Annotated in this window: 17 protein-coding genes and 6 pseudogenes; 11 read left to right on the forward strand and 12 right to left on the reverse strand. The window is 41.7% G+C overall.

The window, feature by feature from the left end:
• Nucleotides 1-174: 174 nt before the first annotated feature.
• The 10 genes and pseudogenes from C3Z13_RS12680 to C3Z13_RS05235 all read left to right on the forward strand — a co-directional run.
• Nucleotides 175-980 (forward strand): annotated as a pseudogene (locus C3Z13_RS12680) (OPT family oligopeptide transporter); the annotation flags it as partial.
• Nucleotides 981-1,029: 49 nt separating this feature from the next.
• Nucleotides 1,030-2,142, forward strand: coding sequence for an OPT family oligopeptide transporter (locus C3Z13_RS12685; protein WP_281258776.1), 1,113 nt, complete (start codon nt 1,030-1,032; stop codon nt 2,140-2,142).
• A 124-nt stretch (nt 2,143-2,266) separates the two neighbouring features.
• Complete coding sequence (gene cysQ / locus C3Z13_RS05200; protein ID WP_103855223.1) at nt 2,267-3,073, forward strand: 3'(2'),5'-bisphosphate nucleotidase CysQ; 807 nt, start codon at nt 2,267-2,269, stop codon at nt 3,071-3,073.
• A 70-nt stretch (nt 3,074-3,143) separates the two neighbouring features.
• Complete coding sequence (gene zwf, locus C3Z13_RS05205) at nt 3,144-4,637, forward strand: glucose-6-phosphate dehydrogenase (RefSeq protein WP_103855224.1); 1,494 nt, start codon at nt 3,144-3,146, stop codon at nt 4,635-4,637.
• A gap of 48 nt (nt 4,638-4,685) precedes the next feature.
• A pseudogene (gene pgl / locus C3Z13_RS05210) lies at nt 4,686-5,385 on the forward strand (6-phosphogluconolactonase).
• 49 nt (nt 5,386-5,434) lie between these two features.
• Nucleotides 5,435-5,869, forward strand: a complete 435-nt coding sequence (locus C3Z13_RS05215; protein WP_103853546.1) for a nucleotidyltransferase substrate binding protein — start codon at nt 5,435-5,437, stop codon at nt 5,867-5,869.
• On the forward strand, nt 5,862-6,170 hold the full coding sequence (locus C3Z13_RS05220; protein WP_103855225.1) for a nucleotidyltransferase family protein: 309 nt from the start codon (nt 5,862-5,864) through the stop codon (nt 6,168-6,170). Before C3Z13_RS05215 ends, C3Z13_RS05220 begins: the two co-directional genes overlap by 8 nt.
• 1 nt (nt 6,171) lies before the next feature.
• Entirely contained in the window at nt 6,172-6,531 is a 360-nt protein-coding gene (locus C3Z13_RS05225) for a DUF1304 domain-containing protein (RefSeq protein WP_103855226.1), read from the forward strand.
• A 45-nt stretch (nt 6,532-6,576) separates the two neighbouring features.
• Entirely contained in the window at nt 6,577-8,031 is a 1,455-nt protein-coding gene (gnd, locus tag C3Z13_RS05230; protein WP_103855227.1) for a decarboxylating NADP(+)-dependent phosphogluconate dehydrogenase, read from the forward strand.
• A gap of 103 nt (nt 8,032-8,134) precedes the next feature.
• On the forward strand, nt 8,135-8,407 hold the full coding sequence (locus C3Z13_RS05235; RefSeq protein WP_103855228.1) for a YfcZ/YiiS family protein: 273 nt from the start codon (nt 8,135-8,137) through the stop codon (nt 8,405-8,407).
• Nucleotides 8,408-8,509: 102 nt separating this feature from the next.
• On the opposite strand, the gene C3Z13_RS05240 is transcribed toward C3Z13_RS05235, so the two are convergent.
• The 12 genes and pseudogenes from C3Z13_RS05240 to ulaG form a co-directional block, all read right to left on the reverse strand.
• The gene (locus C3Z13_RS05240; RefSeq protein ID WP_103855229.1) at nt 8,510-9,082 is read right to left on the reverse strand and encodes an RICIN domain-containing protein; all 573 of its coding nucleotides are present in this window, start codon (nt 9,080-9,082) and stop codon (nt 8,510-8,512) included.
• 9 nt (nt 9,083-9,091) lie between these two features.
• Nucleotides 9,092-9,583 carry a cytolethal distending toxin subunit B family protein gene (locus C3Z13_RS12690; protein ID WP_281258777.1) on the reverse strand — a complete coding sequence of 164 codons (492 nt, stop codon included), beginning with the start codon at nt 9,581-9,583 and terminating at the stop codon, nt 9,092-9,094.
• Nucleotides 9,526-9,918: an exonuclease/endonuclease/phosphatase family protein gene (locus tag C3Z13_RS12695; RefSeq protein WP_281258778.1), complete on the reverse strand. Its 393-nt coding sequence runs from the start codon at nt 9,916-9,918 to the stop codon at nt 9,526-9,528. Before C3Z13_RS12695 ends, C3Z13_RS12690 begins: the two co-directional genes overlap by 58 nt.
• 11 nt (nt 9,919-9,929) lie before the next feature.
• Nucleotides 9,930-10,568, reverse strand: coding sequence for an RICIN domain-containing protein (locus tag C3Z13_RS05250; protein ID WP_103855230.1), 639 nt, complete (start codon nt 10,566-10,568; stop codon nt 9,930-9,932).
• 151 nt (nt 10,569-10,719) lie between these two features.
• Nucleotides 10,720-11,726, reverse strand: a pseudogene (gene iolG / locus C3Z13_RS05255) (inositol 2-dehydrogenase).
• Between the two features lies 1 nt (nt 11,727).
• A complete protein-coding gene (gene iolE / locus C3Z13_RS05260; protein ID WP_103855231.1) occupies nt 11,728-12,624 on the reverse strand; it encodes a myo-inosose-2 dehydratase in 897 nt (298 codons plus the stop codon).
• A 27-nt stretch (nt 12,625-12,651) separates the two neighbouring features.
• Nucleotides 12,652-14,591 (reverse strand): annotated as a pseudogene (gene iolD / locus C3Z13_RS05265) (3D-(3,5/4)-trihydroxycyclohexane-1,2-dione acylhydrolase (decyclizing)).
• Between the two features lie 261 nt (nt 14,592-14,852).
• A pseudogene (gene tkt / locus C3Z13_RS05270) lies at nt 14,853-16,849 on the reverse strand (transketolase).
• A gap of 159 nt (nt 16,850-17,008) precedes the next feature.
• A pseudogene (araD, locus tag C3Z13_RS05275) lies at nt 17,009-17,702 on the reverse strand (L-ribulose-5-phosphate 4-epimerase).
• Entirely contained in the window at nt 17,696-18,556 is an 861-nt protein-coding gene (locus C3Z13_RS05280) for an L-ribulose-5-phosphate 3-epimerase (protein ID WP_103855233.1), read from the reverse strand. Before C3Z13_RS05280 ends, araD begins: the two are co-directional and overlap by 7 nt.
• Nucleotides 18,557-18,604: 48 nt before the next feature.
• Nucleotides 18,605-19,351 carry an HTH-type transcriptional regulator UlaR gene (gene ulaR, locus C3Z13_RS05285; protein WP_103855234.1) on the reverse strand — a complete coding sequence of 249 codons (747 nt, stop codon included), beginning with the start codon at nt 19,349-19,351 and terminating at the stop codon, nt 18,605-18,607.
• A 76-nt stretch (nt 19,352-19,427) separates the two neighbouring features.
• Nucleotides 19,428-20,519, reverse strand: a complete 1,092-nt coding sequence (ulaG, locus tag C3Z13_RS05290; RefSeq protein ID WP_103855235.1) for an L-ascorbate 6-phosphate lactonase — start codon at nt 20,517-20,519, stop codon at nt 19,428-19,430.
• Nucleotides 20,520-20,834: 315 nt separating this feature from the next.
• Here ulaG and C3Z13_RS05295 point away from each other — a divergent pair, with 315 nt between their 5' ends.
• Nucleotides 20,835-22,613: a PTS ascorbate-specific subunit IIBC gene (locus C3Z13_RS05295; protein ID WP_103855236.1), complete on the forward strand. Its 1,779-nt coding sequence runs from the start codon at nt 20,835-20,837 to the stop codon at nt 22,611-22,613.
• Nucleotides 22,614-22,617: the final 4 nt, after the last annotated feature.

The following is a 22,617-nucleotide window of genomic DNA, read 5'->3' on the forward strand; positions in this document are numbered from 1 at the left end:
TTTAAAGTGCGGTAGTTTTTCCGTATTTTATGCCATTAGGCAAGATTTAGACAAAATTTGATCCGATCTAACAAAATTCAGATAGAATGAAGCATTTTCATAACTAAATTGAGGAAAATTATGCAAACGACAATACCAAATTCGCCCAGTTTAAAAGAGCTAACCTTTCGGGGAATGCTCTTAGGGGCGTTAATTACGGTGATTTTCACCGCATCAAATGTTTATCTTGGGCTAAAAGTAGGGCTAACTTTTGCCTCTTCAATTCCAGCCGCCGTGATTTCAATGGCGGTGCTGAAAATGTTTTCGGGTTCAAATATCTTAGAAAATAATATGGTACAAACCCAAGCCTCCGCAGCAGGTACACTTTCTTCGGTGATTTTTGTGATCCCGGGTTTGTTGATGATGGGCTATTGGCAAGATTTCCCTTTCTGGCAAACCTTGTTAATTTGTGCCGCGGGGGAATTTTAGGGGTGATTTTCACCGTGCCATTACGCCAAGTGATGGTAGCGAAAAGTGATCTGCCTTATCCAGAAGGCGTTGCCGCCGCGGAAATTCTCAAAGCCGGCAACCACGAAGAAGGAAAAGGCGATAGCGGCATTAAAGAGATCGCAACAGGTGGTGTGATTGCCGCTGTGGTGAGCTTTGCCACTAACGGTTTACGCCTGATTGCCGATGGCACAAGCCTATGGTTTAAAGGAGGAAATGCCGTTTTCCAAGTGCCAATGGGCTTCTCTCTTGCCTTATTAGGGGCGGGTTATTTAGTGGGAATTGTAGGGGGTATCGCCATTTTAGTGGGAATTTTCCTCACTTGGGGCGTTGCAGTGCCTTATTTCACTAGCACCTCGCCAATGCCTATGGACGCCGATATGGTGAACTATGCAATGGGCATTTGGAAAAGCAAGGTGCGCTTTATTGGCGTGGGAACCATCGGCATTGCAGCAATTTGGACATTGCTGGTGTTAATGAAACCAATGATCCAAGGAATGGCGCAATCTTTCCGCGCATTAAAAGATCCCTCTGCGCAAACCAATGATCGCACACAGCTTGATTTATATCACAATCGCCGCAATCGCCTTGATTATGGTGGCACTTCACCACTTCATTGCGCAAGCACCGATTGCCACAGAATATGCCTTATTATTCGTCATTGTGTGTACCTTTTTAGCTGTGTTTATCGGCTTTTTCGTTGCCGCAGCCTGTGGTTATATGGCAGGGCTTGTAGGATCATCATCTAGCCCAATCTCAGGCATTGGGATTATTTCCGTGGTGCTAATTTCCCTCACTTTAATGCTATTAGGCAAAATCACGGGCTTAATCGACAGCACGGAAGGAATGAAATTTTTAACCGCACTCACCATTTTCTCCGGCTCGATTGTGGTTACCACCGCGGCTATTTCCAATGATAATTTGCAAGATTTAAAAACAGGATTACTGGTTCACGCTACCCCTTGGTGTCAGCAAGTGGCATTGATTATTGGCTGTGTGGTCGGTGCCTTAGTGATCGCACCGGTGCTAGAAATTCTGTATCACGCTTATGGCTTTACAGGAGCATTGCCGCGTGCCGATATGGATCCAAGCCAAGCCCTTTCGGCCCCACAAACCACTTTAATGACCACCATCGCAACGGGCATTTTCTCCAGCAATTTAGAATGGCGTTATATCTTTATGGGGATCGGATTAGGCTTAGCCCTCATCATCATTGATACGCTATTGAAAAAAGCCAGCCAAAATCGCTTTGCCCTGCCTGCCCTCGCTGTGGGAATGGGGATTTATTTACCTCCAGTTGTAAATATGCCTATCGTCATTGGTGCGGTACTGTCTTGGTTTATTAATCGACACTTAACGACTTCTGCACAACGCAACGGCAAAAATGTTGATGATGTGAAGAAAAAAGCAGAACGCTATGGCACGTTATTTGCGGCGGGTTTAATCGTAGGGGAAAGCTTAATCGGCGTGATTCTCGCCTTTATCATCGCTGCCTCTGTGACTTCTGGTGGCTCAGACGCGCCGCTTGCGCTTTCATTAGAAAACTGGGACAGCACCGCCGAATGGCTAGGTTTAACGGTGTTCCTTGCTGGCGTGGTGATTTACGCCCTTCGTTATTGCGTGCGAAAAAAGACTAAAAATTACACCGCACTTTAATATCTCATTATTTTGTGAATAATAAAGGGGCAATTGCCCCTTTTTCTTTTCCCACTTTCACCCTTGCCTTTACTCCCCCCTTTGCTATACTTTGTGCCATTGTTTCATCACTTGGGCGGCCACTTTGTTATTCGATTCTTCTTTACTGCAATCCGTGTTGGTAATTGCTGAGCAGGCGGGCGGTCATCTTAATCGTTTTTATGGAAAAAATATCCGTCCGCAGCTCAAGGCAGATAACACGCCGGTTACCGAAGCGGATCTTTTTGTCAGCCAATTTTTAATTGAAAAACTCACCGCCTTAACGCCCGAGATTCCTGTTTTATCGGAAGAAAATTGCAAAATTCCCTTTGCTGAACGGAAACAGTGGCAAACATATTGGCTGGTCGATCCCTTAGATGGTACGCAACAATTTATTAATCGCACTGGGAATTTTTCTGTTTTAATTGCCTTGGTGCATCAACATCGCCCGGTGCTTGGGGTGATTCATTCACCGCAATCACAGCATACCTATTATGCGCTACAAGGCGCAGGGGCATACAAAAAAACGCCGCAAAAAACCACCGCACTTGAAAAACAACCTGTTAATCTTAACCACCCTATTCGCATTGCCGTTGGCTCATATTCCGCAAAAAACAAAGTACGGTCGATTTTAAATCCAAATTTTCAATACGAGTTTCAGATTATCGGCTCGAGCGGCATTAAAAGCGCCTTGGTGGCAGAAGGCACGGCAGATTGTTATGTGCGCTTAGGGGAAACAGGCGAGTGGGATACCGCCGCGGCAGAAATTATTTTAGCGGAAATGGGCGGCAAAATTTTTGATCCGCATTTCCAGCCACTCACTTATAATCAGCGGGAAACCTTGGTGAACCCTGATTTTGTGATGGTGGCAGACGCGCAGTTAAACTGGCACAACATCTTTCAATTTAATTAATGAGAACTATTGGTAATTTGCCAAATTTGGGCATATTATTACCACTCTTTTAAAAATGGATAGCAATCATATGACAAACCTCAACGCAGAAAAAAACTGTATCGTGATTTTTGGGGCTTCGGGCGATTTAACCCACCGTAAATTAATCCCCGCACTGTACAATTTATATAAACTCGGGCGTTTAGCGGAAGATTTTTCCGTGCTAGGCGTAGCAAGAACAGAAATGACCGATGAGCAATTCCGTGAAAAAATGCGTCAGGCATTGATCAAAACGGAAAAAGCGGAAGGCGAGATGCTTGAGCATTTTTGTAGCCATCTGTATTACCAAACCATCAACACTTCTGATGCGAAAGATTATGGCAAACTGGTGCCGCGTTTAGCAGAATTACACGAAAAATATCACACCGAAGGCAACACGCTTTATTATATGTCCACACCGCCAAGCCTCTATGGAGTGATTCCAGAATGCCTTGCTGCACACGGTTTAAATACCGAAGAACAGGGCTGGAAGCGTCTAATCGTGGAAAAACCTTTTGGTTACGACATTAAAACAGCCAAAACCTTAGATATTCAAATCCACCGTTTCTTTGAAGAGCATCAAATTTACCGTATCGACCATTATCTTGGTAAAGAAACCGTGCAAAACCTGTTGGTGTTGCGTTTTTCTAACGGCTTATTTGAACCTTTATGGAACCGCAACTTCATTGATTATATTGAGATCACTGGGGCTGAAAAACTTGGTGTAGAAGAGCGTGGTGGCTATTATGACGGTTCTGGCGCAATGCGTGATATGTTCCAAAACCACTTATTGCAAGTGTTGGCGATGATCGCAATGGAACCGCCTGCGATTATTAACGCCGATTCAATGCGTGATGAAGTGGCGAAAGTGCTACATTGCTTACACCCATTAAGCGAAGAAGACGTGAAAAACAATCTCGTACTCGGGCAATACACACGCGGTTTCATTGATGGCAAAGAAGTGAAAGGCTATCTTGAAGAAAAAGGCGTGCCGCCAGATTCCAATACGGAAACCTATATGGCGTTGCGTTGCGAAATTGACAACTGGCGTTGGGCGGGTGTGCCATTTTATGTACGTACCGGAAAACGCTTACCTGCACGCGTAACAGAAGTGGTGATTCATTTTAAAACCACACCACACCCAGTATTCAGCCAAAATGCGCCAGAAAACAAATTGATCATTCGCATTCAACCTGATGAAGGCATTTCAATGCGTTTCGGCTTGAAAAAACCAGGTGCGGGCTTCGAAGCCAAAGAAGTGTCAATGGATTTCCGCTATGCGGATCTAGCGCAACCAAGTTTATTAAGCGCTTACGACCGTTTATTGCTTGATGCAATGAAAGGTGATGCTACCCTATTCGCGCGTACTGATGCCGTACACGCCTGCTGGAAATTTGTGCAGCCGATTTTGGATTACAAAGCCGCGCGCGGCCGTATTTACGATTACGAAGCCGGCACTTGGGGGCCAACAGAAGCGGATAAACTGATTGCTCGCACAGGGCGCGTTTGGCGTAAACCAAGTGGTTTAATGAAGAAAAAAGTCTAACCCAATCCCCCCGCTCTTACGGGAGCTAGGGGATCTTCGGAGAACAGAATGAACAACGTTATTTTTGAAAATGCACAAAGTGCGGTGGAAAAAATCGCTGAAGAACTCAAGCAATACAGCCTTGAAGGTCGTCCTGTGCATATTTCACTTTCAGGCGGCAGCACTCCAAAACTTTTGTTTAAAACCTTGGCAGCCGCACCGTACAACCAAGCTATCCAATGGAAAAACTTGCATTTCTGGTGGGGCGATGATCGTATGGTTGCCCCTTCTGATCCGGAAAGCAATTATGGCGAAGTGCAAAAATTATTGGTTCGATCATATTGAAATTCCAGCAGAAAACATTCACCGCATTCGTGGTGAAGCCCCGGTGGAGCAGGAACTCGCGCGCTTCCAAAATGAACTGGCAGAAGTCGTGCCGAACGGAGAATTTGATTGGATTATTTTAGGAATGGGCGCAGACGGGCATACCGCCTCATTATTCCCACATCAAACCAATTTTGATGACGAGAATTTAGCGGTGATCGCCAAACACCCAGAAACAGGGCAAGTGCGAATTTCCAAAACTGCCAAATTGCTTGAGCAAGCTAAACGCATTACCTATTTGGTAACCGGTGCGGCAAAAGCGGAAATTTTAAAAGAAATCCAAAGCACACCGGCGGAAAATCTGCCTTACCCCGCGGCGAAAATCAAAGCAAAAAATGGCGTAACGGAATGGTATTTGGATAAAGACGCGGCGAAGTTGTTGTAATAAAATGAAAGTGCGGTGATTTTTTTAGGAATTTTTATTGGGAAAATAAATGGAACAACTGGATCTTTCAGCGTTAGAAAAAGCGTTTAACTCACTTGAAATGACCTTAGCCAAACTGGCGGATAAGCAATGGTTTGCCACACAAGAAAACATTGTGCAAGACACCCTTATCGCTGGTTGCATTCAAAAATTTGAATTTGTTTATGAGCTAAGTATCAAGATGATGAAACGCCAATTAAAGCTGATCGCCGAAGCTCCCGATGAAATTGACAGTGCAGATTTCCGTGATATTTTGCGTTTGAGTGCCAAAGCAGGCTTGATTGAGCAAGTGGAGGATTGGCTGCTCTATCGTAAAATGCGAAACATCACCTCGCACACTTACGATCAAAATAAGGCTCAGCAAGTTTATGAACAAATGATCGGCTTTTTAGCTTCTGCCAAAAACTTGCTCAGCCAGTTACAACAGCGTAATAACGATGATTGATATTCAACCCCAACATCTTGAAATTGTGGAAAAAATCCTCCGCACTTATTTGAGTGAATATGAAGTGCGAGCTTTTGGCTCAAGAGTAAAAGGCACGGCTCGCCCTTTTTCAGATCTTGATTTGGTGGTAATGACAACACAGCCCCTTTCTTTAAGAACGCTATGTGAAGTCGAAAATGCGTTTTCAGAAAGTGATTTACCTTGGCAAGTGGATATTGTGGATTGGGCTACAACATCGGCAGAATTTCAGCAAATTATTTTGCAGAAATCGGAAATTATTCAAGCAGGAGATAAAAAATAGAATGCTCATTCTCGCAACGCTCTTACTTTATTTCGTTGCTATAGAGCATTTTTATATTCTTTATTTAGAAATATTTGCCATTGAAAGCAAGAGTGCAAAACGAATTTTTAACCTTGAAGAGCGTTTTATCACTCAAAAGAAAGTGAAAGTCTTGTTTGCCAATCAAGGGCTATATAACGGTTTCCTTGCCGCAGGGTTGATTTTCGCTCAGCTCACTCAAAATGTGGCAATGATTTATTTCTTGCTAGGTTGTATCATTCTTGCAGCCATTTTTGGTGCCGCAACAGCAAGAAACCACAGTATTTTAATCAAGCAGGGATTACCTGCAATCTTAGCTTTCATTGCTTATATATTAAGCTAGGAAACATATAAAACAATTTTCGCAATGATTACACAGGAGAAAACAATGTCAGTAAAAGGCGATATCGGCGTTATCGGTTTAGCGGTAATGGGACAAAACTTAATTTTAAATATGAACGACCACGGCTTTAAAGTGGTGGCGTATAACCGTACCACTTCAAAAGTGGACGAGTTCTTAGAAGGGCCAGCGAAAGGCACAAATATTATCGGTGCCTATTCCTTAGAAGATCTGGCAAACAAATTAGAAAAACCACGCAAAGTAATGTTGATGGTGCGTGCGGGTGAAGTGGTTGATCAGTTTATCAACGCTTTACTACCTTATTTAGAAGAAGGCGACATCATTATTGATGGTGGAAACTCAAACTATCCAGACACCAATCGTCGCGTGAAAGAATTGGCGGAAAAAGGCATTCGCTTTGTGGGTGCTGGCGTATCTGGCGGTGAAGAGGGAGCAAGACACGGGCCTTCTATTATGCCGGGTGGTAACGCAGAAGCTTGGCCTTATGTAAAACCTATCCTACAAGCGATCTCTGCCAAAACAGACAAAGGCGAACCTTGCTGTGATTGGGTTGGTCAAGAAGGTGCGGGCCATTTCGTGAAAATGGTGCATAACGGCATTGAATACGGCGATATGCAACTTATCTGTGAAGCCTATCAATTCTTAAAAGACGGTTTAGGCTTAAGCTATGATGAAATGCAAAAAATCTTCGCTGAATGGAAAAAAACCGAGCTGGATAGCTATTTAATCGACATCACCACCGATATTCTTGGTTATAAAGATGCCGATGGCGAACCATTGGTAGAAAAAATCTTAGACACCGCAGGACAAAAAGGGACAGGTAAATGGACGGGGATCAACGCCCTCGATTTCGGTATTCCATTAACCTTAATCACCGAATCTGTGTTTGCCCGTTGCGTGTCTTCATTTAAAGATCAACGTGTTGCCGCAGCAAAATTATTCCACAAAACCATTCAACCCGTGGAAGGGGATAAACAAGTTTGGATCGAAGCAGTACGCAAAGCCCTGCTTGCGTCAAAAATTATCTCATACGCACAAGGCTTTATGTTGATCCGTGAAGCATCAGAAAACTTTGGTTGGAACATTAACTACGGCGCAACGGCCTTATTATGGCGTGAAGGTTGTATCATTCGTAGCCGTTTCTTAGGCAATATTCGTGATGCTTATGAAGCTAACCCAGATCTGATTTTCTTAGGCTCAGATCCATACTTCAAAAACATCTTGGAAAATGCCTTGGGCGATTGGCGTAAAGTGGTAGCGAAATCCATTGAAGTGGGCATTCCAATGCCTTGTATGGCCTCTGCCATCACTTTCTTAGATGGCTACACCTCAGCAAACTTGCCTGCTAATCTTTTACAAGCACAGCGTGATTATTTCGGTGCGCACACCTATGAACGCAAAGACAAACCACGCGGTGAGTTCTTCCACACCAACTGGACAGGACGCGGCGGTAACACAGCATCAACTACTTATGATGTGTAATTAAACTAACAAGCGATGGGGGTTCTCATCGCTTTTTTGCATAACATAAAGTGCGGTGTAAAATTTCGCACTTTTTCCATTTATAAAAAATAGGAGTCATAAAATGAAAAAAGAGAATCCCGTAGAATGCGTAGGCTGCAACACCTTTGATGTTGGCACTATTATCGACAACAGCAACTGCACCAGCCACGTTGAACGTGTTTATGCCACAGAAGCCGAGGCTGATCTTGCCTTACAAGAATTCACCCAAAAAGCACGTGCTGCTGAAACCGATCCCTGCCAAATTCAAGCAGAAATTATCCCAGTTGAAAATCGCTTCTTGCTAAAGGCAGATTTCACCTTTAGTTGCCAAGCAGAATCATTAATTTTGAATTAGGATTACGTTAATAAAAGAGTGAGAGTGAATACTCTCACTTTTTGCATAGAAAAAGTTTGAAAATATAATCAGCTCAAAGAGGAGAACGGTTTAAGCCCATCTTTATTGAGGAGAGACTTCAATTTCTGCCACAGGAAAAGCTGGTGACAATTTTGCTGGCATCACAGCAGGTGCAAAAAACCACAATAATTTAGGTGATGTTCGTACTGCTTCGTTTTCTTGACAAGGTGCCAATCTATAATCACTATGACTTTTTCCAGCACTCAAGCACGTATTGGTACGCATTGATTTAATCTCAACAGCACCTAACTCAGTAGGTATAATCTTCCAAAGGGATCCCGTATCTTTGGCATCACAGCTGGCGGAAATTAATCTATTTTGTATGGTATAAAGACAGCGATTTAATCCTGGCACTTTAAATTGTGTCATACCAGCCTGTTTGAGAATCGTATCCGAAGCTAACACTTCACGAATAATCCATTGTAAATTTCGGTCATCATTATATTGCCCATTCTTGAGTGGAACCCCAGTTTCTATACTTCGCAATGAAATCAATGGATCCACCTGTTCCATATCATCTACAAAATCCGCTTCAGCATCAGCCTCACTAAGTGGGGCAATAACAGTAAAAATCAGTAAAATACCCATTTTTAATAATTTGTGAACAACAATCATAATATTTCCTTAGCGTGGTACGAAAAAACCGACCGGACGATGATCAGAAAGCAACTGGCTGCGTATTTGACCAAATAAAATTGAAGCAATAATCGCAGTACCAGCAAAGCTGGCAGAATTTCCAACTACCCCATAATCTAATGTGCCTCCACTTTGTTGAGTCGGAGCAGTAGGCGCAATAATATTAATATGTCGGGCTATTCCAGGTTCTGTGGTTTCTAAAGTACGCTGTAAATTAGAAGGAACACGATTAAAGTCCCCCACAATCATCCAATTCACCGCTCGCTGTTCAGGTCGATTATTAAAATAATCAAAAACTGACCGCACAATTGCAGCGGAATCAGCCCCACGACTTGCTAGCGCATGCACGGAGAAAAAAGCATCATTACCAATTCGAATACCAATAATTGGACGCGATACCACCGTTGGTGGAGGAATAATAATCACTTCATCCGCCTGTCTTCTCGTGATAATGGCAAGATTAACGCGATTAGCCCCCACATCGACACGAGAATAATAAATAAAACGTTATCTGGACGCGAAGCTGTACCTAAATTCCAAGTATATTCATGAATAGGAATACCTATCGTTGATGGTTGAACCATTCGACTCGTTATCACGGCTGAACTAGGCAATACCCCTGCCTCTTGAATAGCTAAAATATCTGCCGCACCAGCTCCGGTTATCAACTGTCGAACACTCACATTCCATTTATTTTCATTTGCTGCTGAAGAACCTTGCAAATTCCATGTTGCAACTTTGAAATCCTCAAGCTTAGCCATGGTTTGCATACTAGTGAGTAACATACTCACCGAAAAAAAGATTTTTTTCCACATAAATTCGCCCCTTATTTAGAACTTGGAATCGGATATGAATCAAGAATAGGCGGAATAATAAACCATTGTTGATCGATGGTCGTTTGTTCTCCAGATAAGCATTTCGTAAAAGTAATTGGCATATAGACTATTGAACGTTTCATCGGAATACGTAAACATTCCTGATTAGCCGCATTTTTTAATGCTACGGCACCATTAGTTAATGGTAATAAATCAAATTGTTGACTTAAACTATTTGGATTACACCCTGTATGGATAATGCCCGTTTTATAAGCACTAATACAAGTATTAGTTCTCACATTACGAAATGACACTGAACCATTTGCATTTTTCAATATGTACCAATTTCGTAAATTGCCAAATGTCTTTGAATCAAACGGAGAATACCCCCATAGCCAATTATTTCGTGCAATAGCCCACACCGTAATAATCCCAGAAGCATTGTTCATAATACTTATCATCGGATCACCTTTTATCGCAGCACTCACCGATATCGTGGAGCGATTTTCCTGAAGGTCACCAACAACTTGACCAACTTCTCCAGGTGGGGTAGGATTATCCGTCAGTGAATTGTTAGTGGTATCCTCCGCATTTGTCTGGCTACAGCACATTGTTAGCAAACAAGTACTATAAATAATATAACGTCTCATAAAAATTCTCTAATACGGATAATATGCAAACTAATGATTGTGGGCTAATATACGCAAAATACTTTTTTTCTTCAAACTAAAAAATCAATAATTATTTATTTACTGATATAAATCATTATTTATATCAATTTATTTAATTATACAGAGGCATTCAAATTTCACTCAATAGTACTGGCCGCCCCTCTTCCAAAGATTTTTTCGCAGCTAAGGCAATCCGCACAGGTTGTAAACCATCATTACCATTGACTAATGTTGGTTTATCATTCACCACAGAATCTACGAAACATGCCATTTCATCTGCGAAAGATTGCATATAACGCTCTAAAAGAAGTATTTCGGTTTTTCTGAGATAACACCGGCTTCACTAGAGTATATCGCTGTAGAATCAGTATCATTACGCGTTTGCACCGCACCTTTCGATCCAAATACTTCAGCGCGTTGATCATAGCCATAAACGGCTTTACGGCTGTTATCAATCACGCCAATGGCACCATTAGCTAATTTCAAGGTGATTACGGCAGTATCAATATCCCCAGCTTCACCAATAGCAGGATCAACGAGCACTCCACCTACTGCATAAACTTCTGTTACTTCACTGCCTGAAAGATAACGGATCATATCAAAGTCGTGGATTGTCATATCAAAGAACATTCCACCTGATACTTTAACGTATTCGATCGGGGGGGCAGCAGGATCTCTTGAGGTAACGCGAATTAAATGAGGCTCACCAATATCTCCTGCTACAACACGTTGTTTTATGGCTTTAAAGTTATGATCAAAACGACGGTTAAATCCCACTTGGAATTTCACACCGGCCTTTTCTACTTCTTTAAGCACTTCTTGAATGCGTTCCACGTTCGCATCAATTGGTTTTTCGCAAAAAATATGCTTACCTGCCCGCGCTGCTTCAATAGAAATTGGGGCGTGAGTGTTGGTTGAAGAACAAACTAACACAGCGTCAATTTCAGGATCTTGCAGAATCTTTTGGTAATCATCATAGACATTTGGAATACCTATTTCTTTTGCCCATTGCTGAAGTTCATCAGTGACACGAATATCAGAAATAGCTTTAATTTCTGCTCCTTTAACATATTTGCTGATGCTTTCAGAATGTACGCGACCAATACGCCCAGCACCGATAATACCTACTTTAATCATATTAAACTCCTGCTACATCTTTAATATATTTACGACCTTTCACTGCATATTCAAATGGATTGGCGACAGCAGGATCTTGTTCTGCTTCTACCACCATCCAGCCTTTGTAATTATGTCTATCTAAGATTTCAAAGATAGGTTTAAAATCAATCACGCCATCACCGGGTACAGTAAATGTCCCTTTTTCACGCCCTCTAAAAAACTTAGAATTTTTCGACCGCACTTCATTAACTACATCATCGCGAACATCTTTCAAGTGAACGTGAATAATACGATCAATATATTTTTCTAGTACATCAAGCATTACCTGTTGAGAGCCTTCGGAATAGTACAGATGACCTGAATCAAATAAGAGATAAACATCATCATTTACCACCGACATATAACGATCGATTTCCTCTGGTGTTTGAATCCCTGTTCCCATATGGTGATGTAAGCACACGCGCATTCCTTTTTCAGCGGCTAATTTGGCTAATTCATTATAACCCTCTGCCAATAGTTGCCATTCTGCATCAGTGAAAACGGTTTTCTCATTAAAAATTGATTTCGGCAATCCTTGAATACTGCGGCTTTGTTCGGAACAACCGATCACTTTCGCTCCCATCGCATGTAAAAAATCACGATGTTTAATAAAATCTTGCAGTGTTTGCGCTTTTTTTCCGTCCACGAAGAAAGTGCTAAACCAAGCATTACAAATTTCTATGCCTCGAACATCAAGCTTGTGTTTCAATACTTCAACATCGCGCGGGTATTTGTTTCCTACTTCACAGCCGGTATAGCCTGCCAGCGCCATTTCACTCACACATTGCTCAAAAGTATTTTCAGCACCTAATTCAGGTAAATCATCGTTTGTCCAGCCAATAGGTGCAATCCCTAATTTTACATTTTCAGCTTTCATAATTTTTCCTTCTTAAACAATGAATAATTAATAACGTCTTGCTTCATTTATGCGTTTCACCGCATTTTCATAAGCCTGTTGAACTCGTTCTTTTTCGGAAACTTCTGCTACTCCAACGTGCCACCAACTGCCATAAGAATGCACCATTGTTTTCGGCAACACTTTCACATCAATTAGCGTAGAGACAGATTGTTTTTTCGCATCTTGCAACGCTGCGACTAACTCTTCCTCTGTGGTTACACGATAGGTCTTACACCCATAAGAAGCCGCATTCATTGCAAAATCTACTGGAACAAAAGCGCCATTGAGCTTGTTCGTATCGGCATTTCTGAAACGGAATTCTGTCGCAAAGCTATCCATACCGTGTCCAATTTGAAGATTGTTGATACAGCCGTTGGTCATATTATCAAATAATATGACATTAACTTTTTACCTTCTTGAATAGAAGTAACCAATTCAGAATGGAGCATCATATAGGAGCCATCACCTAACAGTGCATAAACTTCTCGTTGTGGCTGAGCTAATTTCACCCCAAGCGCCGCATTCACCTCATAGCCCATACAAGAATAACCATATTCTAAATGGTAAGTATTCACACCTTTCGATTGCCATACCCGCTGCAAATCACCAGGTAAACTTCCCGCCGCCCCAACAATCACATCATTTTCACCTAATGTTTCATTAAGAATGCCAAGTACCCGGCTCTGAGTTAAACGTGAATTTGTCAGCCTAATAAATTCTTCAAACACTGCTTCACAATTTAAGTTATCGTCTACTTCTGGTACAAAATCATTTTCGCTATAAGACAGGTGATAAAGACGATCCAGCTCTTTTTCAAACTGTTGTTTGGCTTGAGAAATTTCTTCTCCCCAAGCACTTTGATAACCTGTCGATGCGAGAAGTGCGGTCAATTTTTCTAAAGTTTCTTTCGCATCTGCGGTGATTTGTACCCCATCTAATTTATAAGCATCAAAACGAGAAACATTGATGTTGAGATATTTCACTTCAGGGTGCTGGAAAATCCATTTCGAAGACGTGGTAAAATCTGTATATCTTGTTCCTACACCAATAATCAGATCGGCTTCTTTGGCAAGTAAATTGGCGGACAAACAACCAGTTTCACCAACGCCACCAACATTCAAATAATGGGAAGAAACCACCGCACTTTTACCTGCTTGCGTCTCCGCAAAAGGAATATTATAAATTTCAGCAAAGGCTTTTAATTGCTCCGCAGCCTCTGAATAACGCACCCCACCACCACAAATAATGAGTGGTTTTTTCTTTGATTGGATTAACGCCAAGGCATCTTGCAACATTGGCTCTGTCGGCAATGTACGCTCAATGCGATGAATACGCTTTTCTAGGAAAGATTCCGGAAAATCATAAGCCTCCCCCTGCACATCTTGCGGTAACGCAATCGTTACCGCCCCAGTTTGCGCAGGATCGGTCAGCACACGCATAGCATTAATACAAGCTGTCATTAATTGCTCCGGACGGCTGACTCGATCCCAATATTTACTCACCGCACGGAAGGCGTCATTGGTACTAATGCTTAAATCATAAGGTTGCTCAATTTGTTGTAACACAGGATCAGGCTGACGTGTTGCAAACACATCACCTGGTAATAAAAGTAAAGGGATACGGTTGGCTGTTGCCGTTGCCGCCGCGGTAATCATATTCGCCGCACCAGGCCCCACAGAAGATGTACACGCATAGATTTGCTTACGCAATTTCTGTTTAGCAAAACCGATGGCAACGTGCGCCATTCCTTGCTCATTACGTCCTTGCCGAACGACTAAATCGCCTAAATTTTGCTCAAGTGCTTGCCCTAATCCCAGCACATTTCCGTGTCCAAAGATCCCAAAGATACCTTCAATAAACTTCGTCACCTTGCCATCAAATTCAACGTACTGATTATCTAAGAATTTTACTAAGGCTTGCGCAACTGTAAGTCTGACTGTTTTCATCTTTCTCTCCTCGTTACCCTAAAAACGAATTTCTGCATTATATAATCACACTTTTATTTCAAATAAAACAAAAATGAAAAATAAATTTCATTTTTGTGGCAGGGATCAAATTTTGAGAAAAAAGAGTTGAAAAATCTAGCAAGCATTACGCTAAAAATAACAACAAAAACAACTCAGAATAAATCAAATACTTTATATACAGACAAAAAAAACCTTGAGCCAAAACTCAAGGTTTTTATCAAGATAAAGTGCGGTGGAAAATTATAAAATTTCTTTCGCTTTAGCCACCACGTTTTCTACGGTGAAGCCGAAGAGTTTGAATAATTCACCAGCAGGAGCGGATTCGCCGAAGCTGTTCATTCCCACAATGCGTCCGCCGAAGCCAACGTATTTGTACCAAAACTCGCTAATGCCCGCTTCAACTGCAACACGTTTGGTTACGCTGCTTGGCAATACGCTTTCGCGGTAGGCTTCATCTTGTTTGTCAAACACGTTTGTGGAAGGCATTGATACCACACGGATTTTTTTACCTTCTTGACGAAGTTGCTCCGCCGCTTTCATCACTAATTCTACTTCAGAACCCGTTGCGATAAAGATTAAATCTGGTGTACCTTCACTATCGGTTAAGATATAACCACCGCGCGCCACATCAGCCAATTGTGCAGGGGTTCTGTCCATTTGAGTAAGATTTTGACGACTGAAAATCATCGCACTCGGGCCATCTTTACGCTCAACCGCTGCTTTCCACGCAACCGCTGATTCCACTTGGTCACACGGACGCCACGTTTCTAAATTTGGAATTAAACGTAATGACGCCGTTTGCTCCACAGGTTGGTGTGTCGGGCCGTCTTCCCCTAAGCCGATAGAATCGTGGGTATAAACGAAAAGCACGCGTTGTTTCATTAACGCCGCCATTCTCACTGCATTATGGGCATATTCCATAAACATTAAGAAGGTTGCGCCATAAGGAATGAAACCACCGTGTAAGGCAATCCCGTTCATAATGGCAGACATACCAAATTCACGCACGCCGTAGTTGATGTAGTTACCATCTTGATTTTCTGTCGCACGAATAGGGCGAGAACCTGACCATAAGGTTAAGTTTGAGCCTGCTAAATCTGCCGAACCACCTAAAAACTCTGGCAATAATGGGGCATAGGCTTCAATGGCATTTTGTGATGCTTTTCGGCTTGCGATGCTTGCTGGATTGGCTTGTAATTTTTCAACAAATGCTTGGCTTTCTTGCGCCCAATTTGCTGGCAATTCACCACTTAAACGGCGTTCAAGCTCTGCACTTAATTCTGGATAGGCTTGGCTATATGCTGTCCATTTTTCATTCCACGCTTGTTCTGCTTGTTTGCCTTTTTCTTTGGCGTCCCATTGCGCATAAATTTCCGCAGGGATTTCAAATGGTGCATAGTTCCAACCTAAGTTTTTACGCGTTAAAGCGATTTCTTCATCACCTAATGGCGCACCATGACTGTCGTGTGAGCCGGCTTTGTTTGGTGAGCCAAAACCAATGGTGGTTTTGCAGATAATCAAGGTTGGACGCGCTTTTTCTGCTTGCGCTTGTTTAATAGCTTCCGCAATGGCTTCTGGATTATGTCCATCAATTTGACCAATCACTTGCCAGTTATAGGCTTCAAAACGTTCTTTGGTGTTATCGGTGAACCAGCCGTCCACTTCACCATCAATAGAAATATTGTTGTCATCATAGAACGCAATTAATTTGCCTAAGCCTAAGGTGCCCGCTAATGAGCAAGCTTCGTGGGAAATCCCTTCCATTAAACAACCATCGCCTAAGAAAGCGTAAGTGTAATGGTCGATAACCTCGTGGCCTGGGCGGTTAAATTGTGCCGCTAAGGTTTTCTCGGCAATCGCCATTCCTACCGCGTTGGTAATGCCCTGACCTAATGGCCCTGTAGTGGTTTCCACACCGGGTGCATAGCCATATTCTGGGTGGCCTGGAGTTTTGGAATGTAATTGACGGAATTGTTGTAAATCTGAAATGGTTAAATCATAGCCCGTTAAATGTAAAAGGCTGTAAATTAACATTGAACCGTGTCCATTTGATAACACAAATCTATCGCGGTTTGACCATTTTGGATTGGTTGGATTATGCACTAAAAAATCACGCCATAATACTTCTGCAATGTCCGCCATTCCCATCGGCGCGCCCGGATGCCCTGATTTGGCTTTCTGCACTGCATCCATACTTAAAAACGAATGGCATTCGCTAATTCTCTTCGAGTTGACATTTTTGTTCTCCTAATTATCAAATGTAAAACTGAACTCTGGCTATTCTACCCGATTTATTATGAAAAAATAGCAATTAATTTGATTAGTTTTTCTAGGTTTTATCGTGATTCAAAAAGAAACCAAACATTACTGCTTGGTTTCTCTATCTATTGTTTTCTCTACTGCCCATAATACGCATTCTTACCGTGTTTACGGAGATAATGTTTATCCAATAATTCTTGCGGCATTGGCGTTAAATTCGGGTTGAGTTGGCGACTGAATAAATTCATATAACCAATTTCTTCTAACACCACCGCATTATGTACGGCATTATCTGAGTCAGTTCCCCAAGCAAAAGGGCCGTGGGAATGGACTAATACAGCAGGGACATCTTTCGCCTCAATTTTGCGATTACGGAAGGTTTCGACAATCACCTTGCCGGTTTCCAGTTCATACTCGCCTGCAATTTCTTCTGGCGTCATTTTTCTTGTACAAGGAATACTGCCATAGAAATAATCGGCGTGTGTGGTGCCCGCGGCAATTAAATCTAACCCTGCTTGTGCCCAAATGGTGGCGTGGCGCGAATGGGTATGCACAATGCCACCAATTTCAGGAAATTGGCGATATAATTCCAAATGCGTTGCGGTATCAGAGGACGTTTTTCGTTCCCCACACGCGTTCGCCTGTATTCACATCCACAATCACAATATCATCGGCGGTCATGGTTTCATACTCTACCCCCGAAGGTTTAATCGCCACCAATCCTGAAGTGCGGTCAATTTCACTGACATTTCCCCAAGTGAAGGTGACTAAGTGGTGTTTTGGTAAAGCCAAATTGGCTTGTAAGACTTTTTCGCGTAATTCCGCTAACATGGGAAGCCTCCTTCTTGCATTTTTTGTTCAATAAAACGGCGTGCTTTGATGATTTCTTCAATCGGCTCTTGGGCTTTTTCTGTCCACATTTCAATCAAGAAAGCACCTCGGTAATTGAGTTCAGCAAGGGTTTTAAAGCAGGTCACAAAATCCACACAGCCCTTACCAAATGGCACATCACGGAATTGCCCTGCGCAGGTTTCTGTGACTTTATAAGTATCTTTCAAATGAATCGCAGAAATCTTGTCGATGCCTAATTTCAATTCCTCTACCACATTGTCATTCCAGGCAGACAGGTTGCCGAGGTCTGGATACACGGTAAACCAAGGGGAACGGATAATGTCATCCCATTTTTTCCAACGCGTAATGGAGCTCATAAATTGCGTATCCATAATTTCCATAGAGAGGGTTACTTGATTACTTGCTGCTAACTCAACCGCCCATTCCATCCCTTGATGAAAGCGCTCAAGCGTACCTTCATCTTGCTCTTCGTAATACACATCATAGCCTGCCAGTTGAATAGTGCGAATACCAACATCTACCGCCAGCTGAATGGCTTTTTCCATGATTTCATAGGCTTTTTGGCGTGTAGTTTCATCGTGGCTGCCAAAAGGAAAGCGGCGATGCCCTGAAAGGCACATAGAGGGAATCGTCACGCCGGTATTGATGATAGTTTGCACCAGTTCAAGGCGCTGTGCTTTTGTCCAATCTAAGCGGCTGAGGCGCTCATCGCTTTCATCAATGGAGATTTCCACAAAATCAAAGCCACAGGCTTTGGCGATGGAAAGTCTATCTTGCCAGCTGATATGTTTAGGTAAGGCTTTTTCATAAATGCCTAATTTGTGTTTTCTCATTTTGTTTTCCTAATAAAATTAGTGAAATTTTGACCGCACTTATGTTTATTACGCAAGAATAACTTCAAGGCCTAATAAGGTTAGCTGTTCAATAATTTGTGGATCGGCTTCTTTACCCGTAATGAGTAAATCTATATCTTGTAATTGGGTAAATAGCATCCCTACTTGTTTGCCTAATTTCGAGCTATCTAGTAGTACAACGTATTTTTCTGCTTTTGAGGAAAGTTGTTGCTCTGAGTTGGCAATAATCATATCTGTTTTGAATAGACCATCACGCGTAAAACCTTTACCGCTAGTAAACATAATATGTGCAGAGTAATTGGTTTCATTTTGTTGGTTAAGAGAGAGTGTTATTGCTTTTTCCTTATTATATTGTCCTCCCATAATCACTAGATCAGAGTGTCGACATTCAATTAGGTAATTAGCCAGAGGAATGTAGTTCGTTATGATTTGGACATCTTTTCTGCTTAGTTGCTTACCTAATAATTGCACTGTTGAACCACAGGTTAAAATAACACTTTCCCCGTTCTTACATAGCTGCGCGGCTGCTTTCGCAATACGTTGTTTTTCATCAAAGTGATTGATGGTTGTTTTTTCAATAAGGGGAATGGTTCCTTTGATTGCTTCTGCCCCATTACGAATTTTTTTTAGTTTGCCTTGTTGATCGAGTTTGCTAATATCTCTACGCGCTGTTGCTGGAGAGATATTTAATAATTGCATAATTTCAACAGTAGACAGTACATTTCGTTCTTCAAGTAAATTGAGCAATGCTTTATGTCGATAGTTTTCGTTCATTATATTTCCTTAATGATCACTAGAAGTTACTGCAATAATGAGCGAAATCCCCTGCTTTCACAGGGGATGACCAATTTTAAAGCATGGCTTTAAATTGGATATTCGGCTCTTGCTCAAAGCAGTCATCAAAACCTCTAGGATGATGGTATTCAATGAGGTCTTTATCCCTTGGATAAACATATTTTCCGCCAACTTCCCAAATGAACGGATGGAATTTATATTGTAAACGTTCTTTGCGCATTTTCCATAAGGCAATGATCTCATCTGTGCTTGCCATAAAGTTCGTCCAGATATCATGATGGACAGGGATGATGACTTTACAGCGAAGACTTTCTGCCATTCTAAGTAGATCAATGGATGTCATTTTATCGGCAATACCGACAGGATTTTCGCCATAGTTATTTAATGCAACGTCAATATCAAATTCTTTTCCATGTTTAGCAAATTGGATAGAGAAGTGGGAGTCCGCACCGTGATAAATTGTGCCACCAGGAGTTTTGAATACATAGTTAACCGCTTTGCGTCCCATTTCTTCATCACTCGGACATAGCCCTTTCAATTCTCCACCTTGTTCTTCTGCCCCTTCCACTGGAAGGGTAACAAGGCAAGTTCTATCAAAAGAATCTAAGGCGTGAATTTCAACATCCTTAATTTTCACTACGTCTCCCGGTTTTACTGTAATTAGACGATCTTCTGGTACGCCCCATTTTTTCCATAATTCTGTGCAATGCCACGGGCCTACAAATTTTACATGGTCTAATTTAGGATTGTTCACAATAGCGGCGGCCACATTTACATCAATATGATCGCTGTGGTAGTGGGAGGCGAGAATAAAATCCACTTCATTAATAGCAAAAGGATCAATAACCATTGGTGCTGCGCGTAAATTGGGCTGTAATTTACGCACGCCAGCCATATTTGCCATTTGGTGACCTCGAACCATATCTTTTACTTTTTTGGTTGATTTACCGCGGCTACACCATAAATCCATACATAAATTTGCTCCACCGGGTGTTTTAATCCAGACGCCAACGCAGCCTAGCCACCACATAGCAAAGTTACCTTCTGGGACAACTTCTTGCTCTATTTCTTCATTTAACCAAGTTCCCCATTCAGGAAAGGTAGATAAGATCCAGCTTTCGCGGGTGATTTCATTTACATTTGGCATAATCGACTCCTATAAGGTTTGTTATCTTCTTTAATCTTTTTTAATCATAAATAATCATTAAGGGTAAATAAAGATGATTTTCATCGAATTGTGACATAGATCACGTTTTATCTGATTGCATCCTTCTGTTTACGGATATCTTTCCTTATTTTTATTAGTTGTGATTTTATTTTATATGATTATTTTTGTGACTTTGCTCACATATTGTCAAAAATAATCTTTTTATCTGATTGTAATTGAGTATTATAGTCACGATTTTTGTCGCGTTAGATAAAAACATCTTTTCATAATCATTGTTTATTCAAGGGGATAAATATGGATACAATAATGCACTATTTCGGTATTTTTAATACGCAAGTCTTATCTAAGGCACCTTTCTTGTTAGGTATTGTTGCGTGTTTGGGATATATTCTTTTAAAGAAAGATACAACTACGGTTATTAAAGGTACGATCAAAACCATTGTGGGTTTTATGATCGTGCAGGCAGGGTCAGGGTTCTTAGTTACAAACTTCAAACCTGTAATTGAAGGGCTTTCTAAATTTCATAATCTGACAGGGGCTGTTATCGATCCTTATACCAGTATGCAGGCAACCATCCAAACTATGGCGGACAATTATGGTTGGGTTGGTTATGCTGTTATTGGCGCATTATTTTTAAACATCTTATTAGTTGTATTTAGACGTTTCACGGGCATTCGCACTATTATGCTAACTGGACACATTATGTTCCAACAAGCTGGTTTAGTTGCGGTATTTTATATGATCATTGGCGCTTCAATGTGGGAGACAGTCATTTATACTTCGGTATTAATGGCGTTATATTGGGGGATTTCGTCAAATATTATGTATAAACCAACTCAAGCAGTTACTGGTGGAGCAGGTTTTTCCATTGGACATCAACAACAAATTGCTTCTTGGATCGCAACCAAAGTTGCGCCAAAACTGGGGGATAAGACTGACAGTGTTGATAATATGAAGTTGCCAAAATGGCTACATATTTTCCACGATAGTATTTCTGCAACAGCATTAGTTATGACGATATTCTTTGGGATTATCTTGCTCTCTTTTGGTTTAGATAATTTGCAAGCAATGGCGGGCAAAACCCATTGGTCTATGTATATTTTAGAAATGGGACTAAAATTTGCTGTTGCAATCCAAATTATTGTAACTGGTGTTCGTATGTTCGTGGCTGAATTGTCTGAGGCTTTCAAAGGAATTTCTGAACGTCTTATTCCTAATTCTGTGTTAGCGATTGACTGTGCTGCCATTTATGCCTTCTCGCCAAATGCGATGGTATTTGGTTTTATTTGGGGGGCGATTGGTCAATTTGTTGCAGTCGGATTGTTACTTGGGTTTAATTCTCCGATCTTAATTATTCCTGGTTTTATTCCAATGTTTTTCTCTAATGCGACTATTGGTGTATTTGCGAACCAATTTGGTGGCTGGAAAGCAGTGATGAAAATTTGTTTTGTGATGGGGATTGTCGAGGTAATGGGGTCAGCGTGGGTAATCCAACTTTTGGCTACGCAAGGTGCAGAGTTTAATGGTTGGATGGGAATGGCTGACTGGGCATTATTTTTCCCACCAATTTTACAAGGTATTGTAAGTGTGCCGGGATTCTTCTTTGTTATTCTTGCGCTTGCTATGGTCTATATGTTCTTTGCTTCTCGTAAATTGCGAGCTGATGAAGCAGCAGCGGCTGCGGCAGGGAAAACATTGGAACAAATGGATGGCTACGGCAATGATGATGTGGTTGAGCAAGAGTTAGGTGCAGAAGTGCAAGCAGAAAGCCCAATGGGAGAAAATCCAGTACGCATTTTGGCGGTATGTGGCTCAGGACAAGGTTCATCAATGATGATGAAAATGAAAATTAAAGGTTATTTAGATAAACAAGGAATTGCCAATATTATGGATTCTTGCGCTGTGACTGATTACAAAGGAAAATTAGATGGCGTGGATATCATTGTGTGCTCTAAACACCTTGCCGATGAAATTAATGGTGGAGAGCGCGTTTCTGTACTAGGCGTACAAAATATGCTAAACCCAAATTCCTTTGGCGATGAATTAAAAGCGTTAATTAAGAAGTATCAGTAATTTG

The sequence above is a fragment of the Avibacterium endocarditidis genome (assembly GCF_002921145.1).
Lineage (GTDB): Bacteria > Pseudomonadota > Gammaproteobacteria > Enterobacterales > Pasteurellaceae > Avibacterium > Avibacterium endocarditidis.